Source organism: Dokdonia sp. R78006 (genome assembly GCF_042466145.1).
Classification (GTDB): Bacteria; Bacteroidota; Bacteroidia; order Flavobacteriales; family Flavobacteriaceae; genus Dokdonia.
Window position 1 is genome coordinate 2,551,338 of sequence record NZ_JAXHBU010000001.1, and the last position, 19,272, is coordinate 2,570,609.

The 19,272-nt window shown below is 36.6% G+C and carries 21 protein-coding genes and 1 tRNA gene; 7 read left to right on the plus strand and 15 right to left on the minus strand.

Going from position 1 to position 19,272, the window contains the following annotated elements:
• Window positions 1-67: 67 nt before the first annotated feature.
• Both SJY37_RS11345 and SJY37_RS11350 read right to left on the minus strand, forming a co-directional pair.
• Window positions 68-628 (minus strand): hypothetical protein, encoded by a 561-nt coding sequence (locus SJY37_RS11345; RefSeq protein ID WP_379953076.1) that lies wholly within the window; start codon window positions 626-628, stop codon window positions 68-70.
• Between the two features lie 35 nt (window positions 629-663).
• Entirely contained in the window at window positions 664-891 is a 228-nt protein-coding gene (locus tag SJY37_RS11350; protein ID WP_379953077.1) for a DUF5916 domain-containing protein, read from the minus strand.
• Window positions 892-1,344: 453 nt separating this feature from the next.
• On the opposite strand from SJY37_RS11350, the gene SJY37_RS11355 reads away from it, so the two are divergent.
• A complete protein-coding gene (locus SJY37_RS11355) occupies window positions 1,345-2,055 on the plus strand; it encodes a hypothetical protein (protein WP_379953078.1) in 711 nt (236 codons plus the stop codon).
• A gap of 9 nt (window positions 2,056-2,064) precedes the next feature.
• Here the strand turns inward: SJY37_RS11355 and SJY37_RS11360 are convergent, their stop codons facing one another.
• A complete protein-coding gene (locus tag SJY37_RS11360; protein ID WP_379953079.1) occupies window positions 2,065-3,354 on the minus strand; it encodes a DUF2254 domain-containing protein in 1,290 nt (429 codons plus the stop codon).
• 395 nt (window positions 3,355-3,749) lie between these two features.
• Between SJY37_RS11360 and SJY37_RS11365 the strand changes: the two genes are divergently transcribed.
• Window positions 3,750-4,631, plus strand: coding sequence for a hypothetical protein (locus tag SJY37_RS11365; protein ID WP_298324393.1), 882 nt, complete (start codon window positions 3,750-3,752; stop codon window positions 4,629-4,631).
• A gap of 93 nt (window positions 4,632-4,724) precedes the next feature.
• Here SJY37_RS11365 and SJY37_RS11370 read toward each other — a convergent pair whose 3' ends face one another.
• The 5 genes from SJY37_RS11370 to hutI all read right to left on the minus strand — a co-directional run bounded on the left by SJY37_RS11370 (window position 4,725) and on the right by hutI (window position 8,853).
• Window positions 4,725-5,525 carry an MBL fold metallo-hydrolase gene (locus SJY37_RS11370; RefSeq protein ID WP_379953080.1) on the minus strand — a complete coding sequence of 267 codons (801 nt, stop codon included), beginning with the start codon at window positions 5,523-5,525 and terminating at the stop codon, window positions 4,725-4,727.
• A gap of 63 nt (window positions 5,526-5,588) precedes the next feature.
• The gene (locus tag SJY37_RS11375; protein WP_298324400.1) at window positions 5,589-6,050 is read right to left on the minus strand and encodes a GNAT family N-acetyltransferase; all 462 of its coding nucleotides are present in this window, start codon (window positions 6,048-6,050) and stop codon (window positions 5,589-5,591) included.
• Window positions 6,031-7,044 carry a formimidoylglutamase gene (locus SJY37_RS11380; protein WP_379953081.1) on the minus strand — a complete coding sequence of 338 codons (1,014 nt, stop codon included), beginning with the start codon at window positions 7,042-7,044 and terminating at the stop codon, window positions 6,031-6,033. Before SJY37_RS11380 ends, SJY37_RS11375 begins: the two co-directional genes overlap by 20 nt.
• A 4-nt stretch (window positions 7,045-7,048) precedes the next feature.
• Window positions 7,049-7,627, minus strand: a complete 579-nt coding sequence (locus SJY37_RS11385) for a hypothetical protein (RefSeq protein WP_298324406.1) — start codon at window positions 7,625-7,627, stop codon at window positions 7,049-7,051.
• Window positions 7,624-8,853 carry an imidazolonepropionase gene (gene hutI, locus SJY37_RS11390; protein WP_379953082.1) on the minus strand — a complete coding sequence of 410 codons (1,230 nt, stop codon included), beginning with the start codon at window positions 8,851-8,853 and terminating at the stop codon, window positions 7,624-7,626. The genes SJY37_RS11385 and hutI overlap by 4 nt, the downstream gene beginning before the upstream one ends.
• 190 nt (window positions 8,854-9,043) lie before the next feature.
• Here hutI and SJY37_RS11395 point away from each other — a divergent pair, with 190 nt between their 5' ends.
• From SJY37_RS11395 to SJY37_RS11405, 3 genes are all read left to right on the plus strand, one after another.
• Window positions 9,044-10,219 (plus strand): PLP-dependent aspartate aminotransferase family protein, encoded by a 1,176-nt coding sequence (locus SJY37_RS11395; protein WP_298324411.1) that lies wholly within the window; start codon window positions 9,044-9,046, stop codon window positions 10,217-10,219.
• 130 nt (window positions 10,220-10,349) lie between these two features.
• Entirely contained in the window at window positions 10,350-11,066 is a 717-nt protein-coding gene (gene bshB1 / locus SJY37_RS11400; RefSeq protein ID WP_298324414.1) for a bacillithiol biosynthesis deacetylase BshB1, read from the plus strand.
• A gap of 6 nt (window positions 11,067-11,072) precedes the next feature.
• A complete protein-coding gene (locus SJY37_RS11405; protein WP_298324417.1) occupies window positions 11,073-11,423 on the plus strand; it encodes a hypothetical protein in 351 nt (116 codons plus the stop codon).
• A gap of 134 nt (window positions 11,424-11,557) precedes the next feature.
• On the opposite strand, the gene SJY37_RS11410 is transcribed toward SJY37_RS11405, so the two are convergent.
• The 7 genes from SJY37_RS11410 to SJY37_RS11440 form a co-directional block, all read right to left on the minus strand.
• Window positions 11,558-11,633, minus strand: a tRNA-His gene (locus tag SJY37_RS11410).
• Window positions 11,634-11,783: 150 nt separating this feature from the next.
• A complete protein-coding gene (locus SJY37_RS11415) occupies window positions 11,784-12,857 on the minus strand; it encodes a M28 family metallopeptidase (protein WP_298324420.1) in 1,074 nt (357 codons plus the stop codon).
• A 191-nt stretch (window positions 12,858-13,048) separates the two neighbouring features.
• Window positions 13,049-14,167, minus strand: coding sequence for a DNA polymerase III subunit beta (gene dnaN, locus SJY37_RS11420; RefSeq protein ID WP_108878628.1), 1,119 nt, complete (start codon window positions 14,165-14,167; stop codon window positions 13,049-13,051).
• A gap of 118 nt (window positions 14,168-14,285) precedes the next feature.
• Window positions 14,286-15,980 carry a gliding motility-associated ABC transporter substrate-binding protein GldG gene (gldG, locus tag SJY37_RS11425; protein ID WP_298324430.1) on the minus strand — a complete coding sequence of 565 codons (1,695 nt, stop codon included), beginning with the start codon at window positions 15,978-15,980 and terminating at the stop codon, window positions 14,286-14,288.
• Window positions 15,977-16,714, minus strand: a complete 738-nt coding sequence (gene gldF, locus SJY37_RS11430; protein ID WP_298324433.1) for a gliding motility-associated ABC transporter permease subunit GldF — start codon at window positions 16,712-16,714, stop codon at window positions 15,977-15,979. The genes gldG and gldF overlap by 4 nt, the downstream gene beginning before the upstream one ends.
• Before the next feature lie 55 nt (window positions 16,715-16,769).
• Window positions 16,770-17,438 (minus strand): vancomycin high temperature exclusion protein, encoded by a 669-nt coding sequence (locus SJY37_RS11435; RefSeq protein ID WP_298324436.1) that lies wholly within the window; start codon window positions 17,436-17,438, stop codon window positions 16,770-16,772.
• Entirely contained in the window at window positions 17,438-17,833 is a 396-nt protein-coding gene (locus tag SJY37_RS11440) for an acyl-CoA thioesterase (protein WP_298324439.1), read from the minus strand. The genes SJY37_RS11435 and SJY37_RS11440 overlap by 1 nt, the downstream gene beginning before the upstream one ends.
• Before the next feature lie 90 nt (window positions 17,834-17,923).
• On the opposite strand from SJY37_RS11440, the gene SJY37_RS11445 reads away from it, so the two are divergent.
• Entirely contained in the window at window positions 17,924-18,556 is a 633-nt protein-coding gene (locus tag SJY37_RS11445) for an NAD(P)H-dependent oxidoreductase (protein WP_298324442.1), read from the plus strand.
• Between the two features lie 97 nt (window positions 18,557-18,653).
• Window positions 18,654-19,100, plus strand: coding sequence for a thioredoxin family protein (locus SJY37_RS11450; RefSeq protein WP_298324444.1), 447 nt, complete (start codon window positions 18,654-18,656; stop codon window positions 19,098-19,100).
• Window positions 19,101-19,272: the final 172 nt, after the last annotated feature.

Here is a 19,272-nt window from a genome sequence, read left to right on the forward strand (position 1 = left end):
CAAGTGTAACAAAGCTATGGCATTACTACGCTAGGCGGTAGTTGTTTAAGATTGTGTTAGGAGTTATTTAAGACCCCATACTGATAGTGACATCATTTGCAAAGCGTTCGTTATTCACCACAAACCTTGTGTACATTTCTTTAAATAAATCCATAATTGGAAGCAGAGGACTGTTCCAATTATCAAATTCTAGATGATATTTTGCTATCAACAGATAATGATCATCCTCGTTTGTACCCGTAATTATAGGCTGGAAGCTATCTTCTTGAGCAATTTCTTTTAAGATTGCAATATGTCTGTTGTTTCTTAAAAACTCAGTCATTTGAGAGCTGTCGCTATTGATATTAAAGCGCTTTGATTTGCCTATAAAAAGTGATTTAATATGCGAGTTTGTAGTTAGTTCAAAAGTGTTACTCTCTGGCTGTTTTGGTAACTTCATAGAGATATGACCAGAAAATTCTTTTCCAGTGATATTGATGATATTCATCTCAGTATCCCCTACAGGTATTTTTAATAAATACTGAACCTTAGGAAGGCGTATGCCGCCACCTATACTAGTATCTTGATCTTGGTATAAAAAAGTACCTCCTTGCTCTGTCGCTATATTTTGAAAAAATGATTTATACATACCCTATATGTAGGAAAGTATTTCACTTTGTTACATTAACTGCGTTTTTTTAATCTGTTAAAGTCTAAAAACCAACGCATACGTAAACTCAAGGTTTCTAAACCAGTAGCCTCACTAAGTGTATGTATTCCGTCTAAGTAATCTCCATCTACATTATCTGCAAAGGCAGTTTTACCTACACGATACCCTAGTGATAGCTCACTTGCGGGAGCAAACTGCCAGCGCGCGACAAAGTCGAGGTTAAAAACCCTTGGTAATAGCAAAACTTTAGAAACGATATTGCGAGTGCTCACGTTCTATAAGACCGGCTTCTTCAGGAGTTGATAGATAACAAGTTGATAAGAAATGAGGATCAAGAAGTAGTTATAGAAATAAACGGACTCTCTGTGGTTATAAATGGCAAAAAGCTAACATAAAGCGTAGTGATTCGGTGGAATGATTTTTTACATATCAACGACTTGATTCCAGTTCTAGGCAAGTTTATAGTTATAAGTAGAGATTTTACAAGTATAGGTTACTCAAAAAGAAAAAACACTTTAGAGAACTGGATGAGTAGGGAGTAAAGTAGTTTACTTCTGACTTTATAGTAAATATCCTATGGATTATGTTATTGGTCGGGCATTAAAGTGTTTTTGTCGAAAATTTTGTAATTATTCAATATTAGAGCTTTCTGTTATAAAGCGAAATTGTAAAATTGTATTCCCAAATCACAGATTATGAAGCTTTTAAAATTTTTTATTGCTGTAGTTTTTTTAACTACGACTATAAACGCCCAAGTAGGTATCAATACAACGTCTCCAGATAGTTCAAGCTCTTTAGATATAGCAGGAATAGACAAAGGACTATTAATTCCAAGAGTAGAATTACAGAGCTTAACAGATGTAGTAACTATAGCAAATCCTGCAAATAGTTTATTAGTATTTAATAAGGTTGCTGTAAACAATGTCCAAGTTGGTTTTTATTATTGGAGTGCACCTTACTCAAGATGGATAAAATTTCTTGATGAATTTGATAAGCAGGGCGTTCTTTTTGCTACTTTTTTAGATAGCAAGACTACCGTTCGCACATTGCAGTCGACTAGCGATAAATCTTTCAATTTTGGTAAGATTAGTTTTAACTCTATCATAGGAGCTTCTATTTCCGGTAGTTCACTTACCCTACCACCGGGAAGTTATATGATTGATTCTGAAGTAAACATTGGCCGTGATAATTTCGATTATTTACTTAGAATAAACGGAACTCCCGAAGGAATAATGGGTACGATGGCGACAGTAAAGACACAAGCAGAAATAGTTCCAAAAGGACAACGAGCAGTGTTTACGATAACAACTACATCAACAATTGATTTCTATCCAAATAGCACAAATGGAGGAGCAACTATTCCAGTGGATCCAACTTTATCTTATTTAAAGGTGGTCAAGTTCTAAGTATTTTGGTTACTTAAATTTTTCAGTAAACTCTTTTAGATTCTTTAAATCTGTTTCATTTTTAATATATGCCTGAGCATCTTCTAGAATAAGATGAGCCTGTGTGTCGATTACTTTCTTATAATCATCATCTATAGTTTCTACATTTTTGAGGTAATATAGGGAGGTCAACATTTTTGTCATCATTATAAAATCAGATTTACAGTACTGACGTAAGCTAGCGAAAATGAAATAGATAAGCTCTTCAAAATCAACAGTATCTAAGGAAACGACAGCTTTGTCTTCATTATTTACTACGTAGCTATTATCTTTCTTGAGCATTCTTAAAGCAAAGAGTTCTGTGAGATAGTCAATACAGGTTATAGCAGTTCCTGGGTCGTTAATTCCCGGACTCATTGCTTTTACTGCAATTTCTGTGAGCTGTTTAAAACCGAGTACATAATTGAGTTTTACTATCTCACTGCGAGAAAATCCAAAGCATGACTGTAGCATTTCTTGATTTTCTTCGTCTAGTTCTTTACTCACTTTTACAATAGGGACATCTACTAGTACAAACTCTCCTTTAGAAACCAGCATTTTTATGGAGATGTCACAGTCTTTGGCGAGTTTAGATAGGGAATCAAATGCAATATCATTGAGATATCCAGATGAGGTACTTTTATATCCATGCCACTCAGAAATATCCTCAAAAATATCTAATCCTTGAACCTCACTCTCTTTATCAATGAGGCCTTGTAACCTCTTGTGAGCTGCAACAAAAATGCGATCTGTAATATTGTTAATCTGTATTGCTTGTGAGATAGAGTGAATAAAATAGATAAAAGCCGCAAGTACATGAATACTTAAAACAATACCCACAAGTACTGCAAATCCAGGTAGCTGATTCTTATCATCTGTAGGAACAATACTTAATAATATGATGATGCAATAAATGATTACAGCAATATAAAAACCTAATACATACTGGTGTTTTTTATTTGATATAAGACCTGGAAGAATACGAGGAGAGTAATTACTCGAAGCTTGGTTGAGCAATAGCATCACCATAGAGAAGCTAAAAACCATAAGAGAGATAATCCCTCCTATAAACGTGCTCAATAAGGAGCGAGCAGTATCTGCATTATTAATAACGAGCCACGGGAAGTTGTCAATAAAGTATTTGGAAACCCCTTGTTCCTCTATGTAGAGCATTAAAAAAGCAAAAGCAAGTCCCATTAATGCTATAATACTTGGGAAGAAGCCTATGTTTCCAGTAACTTGACTATATAGTAATCTGAGTTTTGTGTAGATTTTATTCATTACTGCAATTTCCGTAAAATAGTTTGAGTAGGTTTCTTTTTTAATATTAGTTAACAGTGATAGCAGCGTGTGTTGAGGTGTTACGCTTTCGCGAAAGCGTAAAAATGAAAGTTCAATACTTGTAACGCTTAATTATTCTATACTGAATAATACTAATAACCGAACCTCTCAGCCGCTATATGTAAATTAGGAATTTCAAAATTAATGGTAGTGCGGGTATAAGCAGACTAATGTTTAAGAATCTCATCTCCTACAATCTAAGCCTTGAATATATTTTAACATTTTTTAAAAGTTGGCGTTAATTGTATGGTAAAAAGAATATTTTCGCTAAAGCGTTTATAATAAAATCCAATTCTTTGCATTAAACGTATAACCATTAAAACAACTATTAAATTATGGATAACGAAAAAAGTGGAAACGGGATTAAGATTATTGCAGGAATCCTTGCAGTACTTCTTGTCGTAGCCGGTGCCTTTGCTGTAAAATTGTATAATCAAGAGAAGGATACAAAGAGCCAACTCACAAAGGAAAAGAACGTAGTACTCTCAGATCTTAAAGAAATGGTGAGTAAATACGATGTAGTCATTGAAGAGAATAATCTTAAGGATACAGAACTTAATGATGCGCGTGATAGAATCCAGAAGCTCATAGGTGATATTGAGGAAAAGGATGCAACTATTGCAAGTTTAGGAAAGTATAGAGCAGAAGTATTTAAATTACGTAATGAGCGTGATTTCTTATTTGCTCAAAACGATTCACTACGCGGTAGTAACCAGATGCTGGCTATGCGTATAGATAGCACAACTTATGAACTTGAAGTACAGCGTGGAGTAGGGGACTCCCTAACGTTAGAAAACTCTGCACTAGCAGAAAGAGTAACCTTAGGATCTGCGCTTGCAGCAAACAAGCTTAGAGCAGTAGGAGTTATAGAGCGCTCTTCTGGAAAACTCGTAGAAAACGCAAATAATAAGCGAGTAGATAAGTTAAGAGCTTGCTATACAGTACCACAAAACAGACTTGCCGAAGCTGGTGACCGTGTGTTATATGTACAAATCATTGATCCTTCTGGAGCAACACTAGGAGAAAATAAGCAAGTGGCCTTTGATGGTAAGGTTGTAAATTATAGTGCAATTTCTAAATTTTACTATGAGAACACTGCACTTGATATCTGTGAGAATATAGGTAAAACAACAAAGGATTTTCTTGAAGGAAAGTACGAAGTAAACGTTTTTGATAAAGGAGTACTTATTGCTCAAACATCATTTAGTTTAAAATAGAAGATACTTAAGTAGGTTAAGTAAGAAGCCGCAATGCGACCTAGGTCCATTGCGGCTTTCTTTTGTTATAAACGCTGGTATTAAAATGTATATTTAGTCACGATTAGGATACCAGTCTAGCTGTACAACCTCAATAGCATCACTTCCATTATTCACAATAGATTTGAATGTAGCGACATCACTCAGACCGTCAGACCCTCTGTAATGAAATGGATATACTTGTGTAGGTTTAAAATCTAAAACTGCACTAGCAGCACTCTCTACCGTCATAGTGTAAGGTAAGTTCATACATACAAAGGCAATATCAATATCTTGTAGGCTGCGCATCTCTGGAATATCTTCTGTATCTCCAGAAAAGTAAACTCTCTTACCATCTTTCTCTAGTACATAACCATTACCCCATCCTTTTTTGTGACGGCGTTCCTCTACTGGACCTAGATTATACATGGGTACAGCTTTTGTCGTGATACCTAAAGTTTCTATTTTTTCTCCGTTATTTAAGATTTCTAGCTTTGAGCTAAATGCTTCTGGCATTTTTTCTGCTACAGATTGTGGCACAACGATTCTTGCGGTTGAGGTGTCTAGACCTTCGAGCGTTTTTACATTGAGGTGATCTCCATGTAGGTGTGTAATTACAATAAGATCTGGCTTTTTATAACCTTTATAAAGCTCAGGTTTTCCCACTGGATCTACATAAACGGTTCTACCATCCCAGTTAAGAATAGTAGATGCATGCTCAATAGGGATAATTTCAAACTCTTCTACTTCTGAATCTGTTGTGGTAGTTATTTCTTCCACTTCTTCTACCGTGGTAACGGTTACTGTTTCCTTTGCAGTTTCTTTACAGCTGCTCATCGTACAAGCGATAAGAAAGAGGGTACATAAATATTTCATAACATTGTTTTAATGGATTACATTAACAAAGTTATCGTCTTGTAGGTTACATTATGACAAAAATTAGTTAAAAGCGAGTTCCATTTTAATGTTTGCGCGCTTGTAGACAACATCCTCTTCTAGTGGAATTTCCTTAAAATCCCATTTCTTATAGATATGAATGGCATTTTCTAGCTTACGGTGTGAGTATAGAATGAGTTTGTTGAGGTGTTGCGCTTTCGCGAAAGCGATACAATGTGCAATCAATTGCTGTCCAATACCCATCCCTCTAGCCGAAGGTGAAACTGCCATTTTTGTAAGTTCTAACACACCAGTATTTCCAGTAGGCATAAGCGCTACCGTACCTAGAATTTGATCATCTTTTGATGCAAAGAAGATAAAACCTCCTTTGTTAATGATATATTCTTCGGGATTACTCAACACTTTGAGATCATAAGGCTCTACGTAGAAAAAGGCCTCGAGCCATTCTATATTAAGAGTTTTAAAATCTGCAGCAAATTGAGAGTTATATGGAATGATGTTCACGGTAGTTTCTTATAAAATCTGTTACTAAATAGGTGAGTGCTTTTCCTATCTGTTTTTTATTCTTTTTTGATGGTGAAGCTTCACAAATATGAAGGTAAGTAGCCTGCGATAACTGAGCAAGCTCATTTAGGTAATAGCGTGTTATTTCAAGGCTAAAACCAGTAGGAGATTGCGCACTACTTGAAAAGTTTGCAATACTATCACAATCTACTTCAATACCAAGATTATTTTTTGAAAGTGTACTTTTTGCTTTTGTAAATTGGATTACTTGAGCAGCTTCTAAGAGCATATCTTCCATAAGGAAGAGACTTACTTTATTTTTATACGAACCTGTCTCTATAGCTTCAAGAATATATTGTGGCGTATAATTTTTATGAAGTCCAAATACGGTATAGTGATTCAAATAAGCATATTTTTCTTGCATAAAAGCGTAGGAGAAACCATTACCGCTATTTCTATAATCTGTGCTTCTTAAATCTGTGTGCGCATCAAAATTAATCACGTCAATTGGCTTCTTTAAAGCACCAACCGCACCTTTAATAATTCCGTAAGCATTATTATGACCACCACCTATGATTACAGGGATTTTGCCAGACTCAATAATGCGTTGTACTACAGCAGCTACCTTGCTATCAATTCTATTTACAATAGTTTCAAGAGAATCGGCAGGCTCCTGCGCGATGTCTTTAATATCTGGAGATACAGAGATATGACCTAAGAGAATAATATCTGCTCCTTTATTAAATGTATTTTCTTGTACGTTTACAAATGAGGTCAAAAAGCTATCCCAAGCTTTTCTTGCTCCGGCCTTACCATAATTTGCTTGAACCCCTATATCCTCACAAATACCAAAGACTACAAATGTTCCTAGAGTTGTGGCCATATCATCTAGGCTATCACATATTTGTACAGTCTCACCTAGTTTAGTCTCGCCTTCTCTTACAAAAGTGCGAGTACGTATATGGTCTCGTGTGGCTATGTGAAGTTGAATCATGGTGCTATAATATTTTTACGCTAGCTAGCTCTTCAATGCATTGCTCGCGTATGTTCCAGATGTCATCTAGTGAATATGCTAGCTCGTCTCTTTTTATCCAGTCCTCCAGAACAGATTTGTGATACTCCATCTTAAAATCTTCTATTTGATCTGTATCGATAGTAGTTTGCATGAGCACAGCCTCCCTCCAGCTCATATTATGAGTACCTGCAAAGGTGTAATCATACACCTCATCATCGTATGCTAAGACAGTGTGTGCCTCTAGCATGTACGGTAAATTATACTTTTCGAGTATATTTCCTATGCCAGGAGTATTTTTATTATCCATCGCATAAATTACTAGTTCTAGCTGTAAGCCATAGATTGCGTGCTCATCTGTTAGTGTCTTAAGCGTTGCATGCTTGGTACTGCAAGTACCTCGCCCCTCAGTAATGATGTTTCCAAAATCAAGTGGGTTATCAATACGTCCATAAGGCAATTTATGTACAGCGCGTATGGCGTCATAAAATGTGTATATTCCATTTTCTATAAAAATATCGCTTACGGTGTTTCCTGCTGTGATGTTAAAGTTAGGTATGATCATAAAATGCCTCCATTTACGATAATAGTATCTATCTGGCTTTCGCCAAAATGATAAGGTATCGCATTATAAGAAGGTAGGGGTTTTGTGATGATTAAATTAGCTTTTTTTCCTTTGGTAATACTTCCAGTTTCTGCTGCTACATCCATAGCAAAAGCGCCATTAATGGTGGCTGCTACAATAGCCTCTGCTGGTGTCATTCTTAAATTTATACAAGCTTGAGAGACTATAAAATTCATAGATGAACTAGGGGATGATCCCGGATTATAATCTGTTGCAATCGCAAGTGGTAATCCAGCATCTATAATACTACGTGCTGGAGTATATGGTATATTCAAAAAGAAAGAACAGCCAGGCAATGCAACGGGTATGGTACTTGAACCCTGTAAGACTGATATATCAGCTTTTGTTAATTCTTCTAGATGATCTACAGAAAGTGCATTTAGCGCTACTGCTTTTTGGATTCCGCCTATACTATTAAATTGATTGACGTGAACTTTAGCCTTAAGACCATGAGCAGCTCCTGCCGTTACAATAGTATCCATTTCCTCAACCGTAAAATAACCCGTCTCACAGAAAATATCTATAAAATCACATAAGTCTGCTTTCGCGAAAGCAGGAATCATTTCCTCTACAATTTCTTTAATATATCCTTCTCTATTGGTTTTATAATTTTCAGGAATAGCATGTGCAGCAAGTAATGTAGCCTTTACAGGTATATTTACTTTTTTACGCAATCGTTGTATGACCTTGAGCATTTTAAGCTCTGCATCTTTTGTAAGACCATAACCGGTTTTAATTTCAATAGCACCTGTACCGCTTGCAATAGCAGTATTAAGTCTTACTAGTGCATCTTCATAAAGATCATCTTCACTCATCTCACGTAAGGTTCTTGCGCTATTCATTATTCCGCCGCCTTTGGCAGCAATTTCTTGATAAGTAAGACCTTTAATACGATCTACAAACTCATCTTCACGAGTTGCTGCATACACAAGATGCGTGTGAGAGTCACACCACATAGGGAGCACTATTTGTCCGGTGGCATCTATTACCTCTTCTACAGCAATAGGGTGAAGGTCTTCCATAAGACCATATTCGTAAATAAGATCTTCATCAATAACGAGGTATGCATTCTCGAGATAAGGCATTGCCTCCATATTTTTTCCAGAGAGGGGAGCTGTAAAATCTCCTGTTACTAGAAGCTGGTGGATATTTGTGATTAATTTCATTGTCTTAAAGGTAGCTACTTTAACTGATAGTTTATCTAAGTTTAGACCGAGAATTTTATATTAAAATGTAAAATATTGAACGTTAGTGGTGTAAGAATTTTCTTGGTAAGTACCCTCGTAAACTATAATAAATTGGCTGATTTACTGTAACCCTTTTTTGTATTTTTAGATTTGAAAAAAAACATACACTATGAGTAAATCACATAAAGGCCTTAATACCATTTGTACGCATACAGGAGAAATTAAAGACGAGCAGTTTCAAGGAGCTGTATCTCCTATCTACTTATCATCTTCTTATGCCTTTATGGATGTAGATGTAAAGCGCTACCCTCGCTACTTTAATACTCCTAATCAAGAAGGATTAAGCAAGAAAATTGCTGCCCTTGAGAAGACAGAGGCTGGGATGATCTTTGGTAGTGGTATGGCGGCAGTAAGTACTGCATTGCTGGCTTTTTTGAGAAGTGGCGACCATGTTGTGCTTCAAGAAACATTATATGGAGGTACATATAACCTCGTAGTTGAGGAATTTGAGAAGTACGGTATCACATATTCATTTACTGAGGATTTGAGTGAGGCCGCTTTCGCGAAAGCGATAACTCCACAAACTAAAGTGATTTACATTGAGACACCTTCTAATCCACTTATGAAAGTGACAGATATGAAGATGGTTGCTACACTTGCCAAAAAACACGGCATTGTGACCATGATAGATAATACATTTGCCTCTCCAGTAAATCAGAATCCAGCAGATTTTGGGATTGATATTATACTTCACTCTGCAACAAAATATATGGGAGGGCACAGTGACATCTGTGCAGGAGCAATTGCTGCGAGCCAAGAACATATGGATCGCATCTGGAATCTAGCAAAAAATCTAGGAGGAAGTCTAAGTGACCTTACCGTATGGATGCTTGAGCGTAGCATGAAAACCATGGCACTACGTGTAAAAGCTCAAAATAGAAATGCAAAGAAAATAGCCAAATGGCTTGATAAGAAAGACGAGATAAGTCGGGTGTACTATCCAGGATTAAAGTCTCATCCAGATTATAAACTGGCCAAAGAGCAGATGAGCGGTTTTGGAGGGATGATGTCCTTCGAGTTAGTATCACACATTGATGCCGAAGATTTTCAGAAAGCCTTACAACTTATCAAACCTTCTATGAGTCTTGCAGGTGTAGAGAGTACGATGTTATGTCCAGCACAAACTTCGCACTCATTACTAGGAGAAGAAGAGCGAGCAAAACAGGGTATCGCAGATGGCTTAATTCGTTTTTCTGTAGGAATAGAGGAGAAGGCAGACTTGATGGAAGATATAGACCAAGCACTTAAAGCTGTTTTGAAAAAAACAGTATTAGTCGCAGATTAAAACTCGATTGCGCTTAACTTTTTATTTGTTCTTAAAAGTCGGTAATTAAATAAAGGGAAATGTCATTCACACGTAAGTTTGATGACTATATAACAATAATCCAAAAGATACTCGCACAGCGAGCATACATATGAAATTAGATATACTTGCCATAGGAGCACACCCAGATGATGTAGAATTAGGCTGTGGTGCAACCATAGCAAAGGAGATAGCAAATGGAAAGAAAGTAGGAATACTTGATCTCACAAGAGGCGAACTAGGAACTCGAGGTAGTGCAGAGATACGTGATGAGGAAGCTGCAGCTGCAGCAAAGATTCTAGGTGTAGCTGTACGTGAGAATATTGCACTTGCAGATGGTTTCTTTGTAAATGATAAAGAGAGCCAACTCAAAATCATAGAAGTAATAAGAAAGTATCAACCAGAAATGGTGCTCTGTAACGCTATAACAGATAGGCATATAGACCACGGAAAGGGAAGTAAACTTGCCAGTGATGCTTGCTTTTTGAGCGGGCTGAAAAAGATTGAAACCATTGTAGACGGAAAGTCACAAGAAAAATGGCGCCCTAAGACTGTGTATCACTATATACAATGGCAGCACATCGAGCCAGATGTAGTGGTAGATGTAAGTGGGTTTATAGATAAAAAATGTGATGCCGTCTTTGCATACAGCTCACAGTTTCACGATCCAAATAATAAAGATGGTGATACACCAATTTCTAGCGAAACCTTCAAGGAGAGTATTAATTATCGCTCTAGAGACCTAGGACGTCTCATAGGTACAGAATATGGAGAAGGTTTTACCGTAGAGCGCTATCCAGCGGTAGATAGTTTATTTGATTTAAAATAATTAGTGATGATACAGCGGGTATTGATTGTTGGCTTTGTAATGTTTGGAGTTGTAGCCATAGGGCAGACGTCTTCGTTTCATTTAGATAGTATACCTACCTCGATACCTTTCAAACACGTGCCAAATGTATCTAGCTTAGATGCTCTTGAGAAGTTACCTTCTCAACTGCTTAAGAGATATGATATGTCAGGAAATCTCATTGTTGATGAAAAGTTTGCGTCTAGTAAGCAGAAAGCCTATACCATGAGGGTTTATCCTATTAAATCAAATGATGAGATGAGAGTTGTTATCCCAGATACCACAACAACGCAATACTTAAGAATATATGGAATAGATAAGACTACATTAAACAACTAGGGAATAAATATTCTGAGTTATTAAAAAGCCACCTACGGGTGGCTTTTTAATGTCTAGTATGTAAAGAATGGAATAGGCGCTACTTATTTACATAACAAAAAAAAGTCTTCAGATTTCTCTGAAGACTTGAATAAGGGTGGAAGACCGGGTTCGAACCGGCGACCTCTGGTACCACAAACCAGCGCTCTAACCAACTGAGCTACAACCACCATTTTAATTGCGAGTGCAAAGATAATTAATATTAGAAGATGTGCAACTTTTTCTAATAAAAAAAGGAGTGAAATTTTTCACTCCTTTTTCAAAGTGTTGATTATTAGGTGAATTTACTTAAATAAAACACATAATAATTTTTAAAATAATTTATTCTTCTTTCTCCGCTTTGTCTACTACAGGTCTATCCTTACGATTTGCAAGTTCCCAAGCAGTTGCAAAAACTAGTTTTGTGCGCTTTTCAAGTAAAGGGTAGTTAATCTTATCTGGTGTATCACCTATCTTGTGATAATCTTCATGTGTTCCATTAAAGTAAAAAATGATAGGCACATTCTTCTTTGCAAAGTTGTAGTGATCTGAGCGGTAGTAAAAACGGTTAGGCTCATTTTCTACGTTATAGCGATAATCAAGATTAATATCAAAATACTTTGCATTTACTGCAGATGATACATTATGTAAATCTGTACTTAATTTATCTGACCCTATTAAATAAACGTAGTTATTGTCTTCTAAGTGGGCATCATCATTACGACCTATCATATCGATGTTAAGGTCTGCGATTGTATTTGCTAGTGGGTATACTGGATTTTCAGAGTAGAATCTAGACCCGTATAAGCCTTTCTCTTCTCCTGTAACATGTAAAAAGAGGATAGAGCGCTTAGGTCCTTTTCCGTCTTTTACAGCTTGTTTAAAAGCTTCTGCAATCTCAAGTAAAGCTACAGTACCAGATCCATCATCATCTGCCCCATTAAAGACATTACCTTTTGAGTCCATTCCTACGTGGTCCAGGTGTGCAGAGAGTACAAGCACTTCCCCAGGCTTTTCTGATCCTTCTATAAATGCTAGTATGTTTTCTGAGTCGTTTAGATCACTTCCTTTCCTAAAAAAGGTGTTAGGTACAATCTGGTAATAATCTCCATTATTTCCTGGAGCCACTTCTAGTTGCTTGTAATAGTTTACAAGGTATGCAGCCGCTTTCTTTTGCCCTGGATCTCCGGTGTTACGACCTTCAAAATCATCACCTGCAAATACGTAAAGCATGTCTTGTAGCTCATTTGCAGTAATAGTATTAGTGTATTTACGCACATCATTCTCATTGCTTTCAAGAGAAGTGACATCTATAAGTACAGGTTCTGAAGGAGCAGCAGGTGCTACTACTTTTTTTGATTCGTTACAGGAAAGGGCAATGAGTCCCAATCCCATGAGCGCAATATATTTTTTCATTTATGAGGTGTTGTTTATTATGCTAAAAGTACTGATTTCAGTTGAATAAAATATGAGATAGCGTAGTGTGTTTTTTTGCTTTCGCGAAAGCGTAACTACCTAATATATCTTATACAACTTTAAAAAACGAGCATAAAAAAAGGTCACTCTATTGCTAGAGTGACCTCATTATTATAAGGATATTAAATATCTTAGTTGTTAAGCATTACTGGCATTACAAGCATTGTTACCTGCTCTCCTTCATCTAGTCCATCTACTGGAGTAAGGATACCTGCTCTATTAGGTAGTGACATTTCTAGTGAAACATCATTTGCATTCATATTATTAAGCATCTCTGTTAAGAAACGAGAGTTGAAGCCTATTTGCATATCATCACCTTGATAATCACAAGTAAGACGCTCTTCTGCTTTGTTACTGTAATCGATATCTTCTGCAGAAATATTAAGCTCTGCTCCAGCTATTTTTAAACGAATCTGGTGCGTAGTTTTATTTGAGAAAATAGAAACACGACGTACAGAGTTTAAAAACTGATTACGATCTATAGTAAGTCTATTTGGATTCTCTTTTGGGATTACCGCTTCATAATTAGGGTATTTACCATCAATAAGACGACATACAAGCTCCACATTATCAAATGTAAACTTTGCATTACTCTCATTATACTCTACAGCGATTTCATCGTCAGAAGTAGAAAGTATTCCCTTAAGTAAGTTAAGTGGTTTCTTAGGCATGATAAATTCTGCCGCTTGAGAAGCCACAACGTCTGTGCGACCATACTTTACAAGCTTGTGAGCATCTGTTGCTACAAACGTAAGTCCATCTGTACCAAACTGAAAAAATACACCACTCATTACTGGACGTAAATCATCATTTCCTGTAGCAAAAATAGTATTGCTTATTGCGGTAGCTAGTACACTTCCAGGTATTTTTACAACACTAGGATCTTCTAGTGATACTGCATTAGGAAACTCTGCTCCATCTGCATATGCTAGTGCATATTTACCATGGTTAGAGCTTATCTCTACCGTATTATTCTCGTGCTGTGTAAACGTAAGTGGTTGCTCTGGAAACGTCTTAAGCGTGTCAAGAAGTAAACGAGCTGGTAACGCAATCGCACCATTATCACTAGACTCCACATCTAATTTTGATGTCATCGTAGTTTCTAGATCTGATGCAGAAACTGTAAGTGTATTTCCGTCTAGTTCAAAAAGGAAATTATCGAGTATAGGTAAGGTGTTGCTGTTGTTTATCACACCACCCAATACTTGTAATTGTTTAAGGAGGTATGTACTAGAGACTATAAATTTCATAGAAAGTTAGGTTTTGCAATACAATAAAATGGTACTGAAAGTGACGCAATTTATGCTTCACTCACTACTTACAAATATATTTTAAATGCGACGGCTTTTATAATTAACTTATCAACATCTAGCGTGCGTAACGACGTTTCCTAATTGCGTTGTAGATGAGTCCAAAGATAAGCAAAATAGCCAGCGGAAGCCCAATAGTCAAGACTTGCCACGTGGTCATACTTTGTGCTGTCTTTTTCATATCAAGAAAAGGAAGCGCAATTTCTTTACTGCGTATGTTAATAAGCCCAGTGTCATCAAGGAGATAGTTAATCGCATTGAGCAAAAACTCTTTATTCCCATAGCTGGTTCTTGTATAATAATCAAATCCTAATTCTAGTGGTTGCCCGCGTGCATCAAGATTATTTGAGATTATATCACCATCGGCTATGAGAATAAGCTTAGGATTTTTTTGTGCGCTTTCGCGAAAATTACTTTTATCACTTTCATCTGGTAATACTCTATTAGTAAAAGCCGAATTAAGCGAACCTTCTAGTAGAACGGCGAGTGGTTGCTGTCCGCTTTGAAAATCACTTTCTAAAGGTTCAATATCTACCTGGCCGAGAGAGATTTCTCGTGGCGTACTTTCTAATTTAGTATAAATACTAGACTGCAATAAGACTGTTTTATTTACGCCTCTATTGTTGTCTAATAAAGTGATCGAGTTTGCATAATTGAAAAGAACAGGTTTTTCAATATTAGTATTAATGGGATGCGTATTCATACTAGGTACTTGTGGTCTATACAACCATGGTAGCTGTATGTACTGAGCATCACTGCCATCACCAGATGCAACACTAAGTGGGGCAGAGTAGAGGTCTACTACTAAGGATGGGTCTACTCTAATCCCATATTTGAATAGTTGGTCATCTAGATTAATATCTCTAGGGAAAGCAATAGTTTTACCTTGATCATTGCGCAGGCTATCATCTTCCATGGCTACAGCATCTAGCATCCAAAGGCTGTTACCACCATTCATAATATATTGATCAATCACATACTTCTGCTTGTCTGTAAAAGGTTTTGTAGGCTTTGCAATGACAATTAGGTCGAAGGTGTTTTGTAAAGCTTTGAGCGCTTTATCTGGATCTTGATTTGCAAATTCCATCGGGAAAGGTGCAATATTGTAGGTATCACCTAGCTTACGAAACATATCTGCAATATTTGCATCTGGTAGCTCGCCATTATCTCTCAATACAGCAATACGCTTAGACTTAGCATTAAGAGTGCTGTGTAAACTTTCTGCAAAGACGTATTCAAGATTTTGGATGGAGGCATATACGAGTTGCTCTGGAGAAGCGCCTACTACATTCTTTACAAGTCCTACCGGTACTGCCTTGTCATTGAAATTTATAGTAGCCCAAGGAAAAATAGTTTGCGTGGTTTCTTTTCCGTTCTCTTTTACTTTGAGAGGGATGGTAGTCATCCCAAATTCATTGAATTGTCCCGCAACTTCAGCTACATTTTCTCCATCTTCTACTGGGTTTGAAAATTCGAACCTAATGTTATCATTATAGGCTTGCATTTCCTCTAGCAGGTAACGCGTCTCGTTTTGAAGTTTTTTAAACTCCGCTGGAAAATTTCCTTCTAGAAAAACATCAATAATAAGCGGACTGTCTATTTGATCTAATAAATCAAGCGTAGGATCACTTAAACTGTAGCGTTGATCTTGTGTTAGGTCATAGCGCTTGTGAACTAGCGAACCTATAATGTTAATTATAAATAGGCCGATAATTACAAGAAGAAGTGATAGTATGTATTTTAAATTTTTCACGAAAGTGTACTCCTTTTATGCAGTTTCATCATCGTAATAATGATAAAGAATGCGGTTACACTAATAAAGTAAATGAGATCTCTAGTATCTACCACACCGCGGCTTATGCTGGTATAATGCGATTGTATACCCATTGAATTAATGAAATCTCTCACGCTGCTTGTTGTACTAAATGCTGCTATGCCTTCAAGTCCAAAATATAAAAAGAAGCTTAAGAACACGGCGATTATAAAAGCTATGATTTGATTATCTGTAAGGCTTGAGGCAAATATGCCTATTGCCGTAAATGTTGCAGCTAGAAGCATTAGTCCTATATAACTGCCTATGGTTACTCCTACATCAAGGTTTCCCACGGGATTACCCAGTTGGTAAATTGCAACTACATAAATAAGTGTGGGTATGAGAGCAAGTATGATAAGAGCAAATGCTCCTAAAAATTTTCCTAGTGTTAACTGGAGTTTAGAGATAGGTTTTGTGAGTAACAGTTCTAAGGTGCCTACTTTTTGTTCTTCACTAAAACTGCGCATGGTAATCGCAGGAATAAGAAATATAAAAATCCAAGGTGCAATCTGGAAGAACGGTGCGAGATCTGCAAATCCAGTCTCTGTGATATTAAAAGGCCCTTGAAAAACCCATAGAAATAAACCGGTAACTACGAGAAATAACCCAATAACCAGATACCCAATTGCCGAGGAAAAAAATGAGGATATTTCTTTTTTAAGTATAGCGAACAAAGTGGTTTGTTTTAAAAAGTAAATGTACTGTAGTTTTTAATTTTTTAGAAATTATTTATTGAGGATAGCTTGACTGTGGTGGTCCATCAATTGGGATTTTTGCACCTAAGTACGTAGGTTCTTTATTTATAGTCAACTCCAGAAAAGCTTTTACATTTGCTAGTAATTCTCTGCGCTTATTTGCGCTTTCTCTCTGGTAGGTGCGTTTATCACCCACAAATCCATAGTACGTAAGGCCTAATTTATTTGCGATATATAATGCTCGTGGCAAGTGAAATTCTTGAGTAACCACGATAGCTTCTTTTACATTAAATACAGAACTTGCTCTATACATACTATCATAGGTATCAAAGCCGGCATAATCTAGAAAGATATCATCCTCTGGAACACCCTTGTCCATAAGGTATGCTTTCATTGCCTTAGGCTCATTATAAGAAGCAGTGCCGTTGTCTCCAGAAAGTAGAAAACGTTTTACTTTGCCTTCATTATATAATTTGAGAGCACTTGCTACACGGTCTTCTAGCATCGTTGATAGATTGCCATTTGCTCTCACACTAGCACCTAGTACTATTGCTGTGTAGGCTTCTGGCACTTTTGAGCTACGAGTAAAAGTTTGATTCTTTGTACTTGATTCAATATGGTGAGAAAGTCCGAGCACTCCACAAATAAGGAGGATAATCCCAATGAGAGCGACGGCAATAAATTTCTTTAGATGTTTGAGCACTAAGCGTTATCTATTATTTTAATAGGTTTCTTTTCATCATTGATAGCAACAAAGGTAAAGGTTCCAGCTACTGCAAGTTCACGGTCATAATTGTACATATCTTCTTTATAAATCTCAACGCGTACTACGCAGCTTGTATTGCCTACTTTTTCAATACGAGCAATTAATTCTACGATAGTTCCTTGCGGAATGGCTTTAGTAAAGTCTATTTGGCTAGTAGATATGGTAACTACTTTCTTTCGGCTAAAGCGTGTGGCGCATATAAAAGCTGCTTCGTCCATCATATGCATTGCAGTCCCGCCAAAAAGGGTGTCGTAATGATTTGTAGTATTTGGGAATACCGCTTTAAAGATGCGGGTTTCAGAATTTACAATGCGTTCTTTGAGAGTAATCATAATTGTTTAATAATTTTACATATTTAATAAACAAAAAATATACAGAGCTTACTTCTAAGTGTATCTTTGCAAGGTCTTAAAATAGAACAGATGCCACAAGTAATAGATGCTTTAAAATGGAGATATGCTACTAAAAAGTTTGATAGCCAGCGCATACTCTCAGATTCAAAAATTGCAATAGTAAAAAACGCTTTTAATCTTACTGCCACTAGCTTTGGGTTACAGCCAGTACGATTAGTTGTAGTAAGTAATAAAGAGAAACAAGAAGCTCTCGTTCCTTTGTCAATGAACCAGCGACAAGTAGCAGATGCTTCACATGTGCTAATTTTCTGTATTGAAAAGCAGGTGGATGAAAATTATGTAGAAAACTATTTTGATAACGTAAAAGAAATCAGAAACACGCCAGAGGAAATTATAAAGCCATTTAAGAATTATCTTCTTGATCATTTTAGAAGTGCTACAAATGCAGAAAATGACTTGTGGGCTTCGAAACAAGCATATCTTGCTATGGGTAATTTGCTCACCGTTTGTGCGATTGAAGAAATAGATGCGTGCCCTATGGAAGGTTTTTCTCCAGGAGGATATGATGAGTTTTTTGATCTTGCTAACAAAGGATTGCAGTCTGTTTTAGTAATGCCTATAGGCTATAGAGCAGAAGATGATATGTTTTCTACTATGAAAAAAGTGCGCAAAACCTTGGACAATGCGGTCCTTGATTTGTAACTTTCCACAGAATATAGGGCTGTAACACAATATTGTGGCAGGATTCTTGTTATTTTCTAAAAGTTTATAACTTTGCAGTAGCCCTAATTTTAGTACAATGAAACATATAGCATTTTTATTATTCTTTATTTCGACAGTAACATTACAAGCTCAGGAAGCTAAATGGCATACTGATTTTGACAAAGCAAAAAAGGTAGCGCAGCGCCAGGGAAAGCCTATTATCATGTATTTTACAGGTAGTGATTGGTGTGGACCTTGCAAAATGCTTAAGAAAGATCTTTGGGAGACGGATGAGTTTATACAACAAGCAGACAATTTTGTGTTGCTTGAGGTAGATATCCCTTTTAGAGAAGATATCATTTCTCCAGAACAAAAGAAGAAGAATATGAAGCTTCAGGACAAATACAATAAGGATAAATCTTTTCCTACTGTACTCTTACTAGACTCAAATGGTAGAAGAAAGGATGAAGTTTCTGGATATAGTATGCTTAGAGATACAGCACCTTACTACGCTTTTTTTAATAAGGCAAGGCGTTCGAGATAGTGCAAGCATTTACAATCGTATATAAAACGTTCGGCATATGCTGAGCGTTTTTTTTATGCTTTCGCGAAAGCGTAACCCTCAAATCCTCCATTAAAAAGATACTACTAACAAAATCTCGCTTGTTCTAATTAACAATAAGCGAACTTCTTATCTTTGACCACCTTTAAATAGA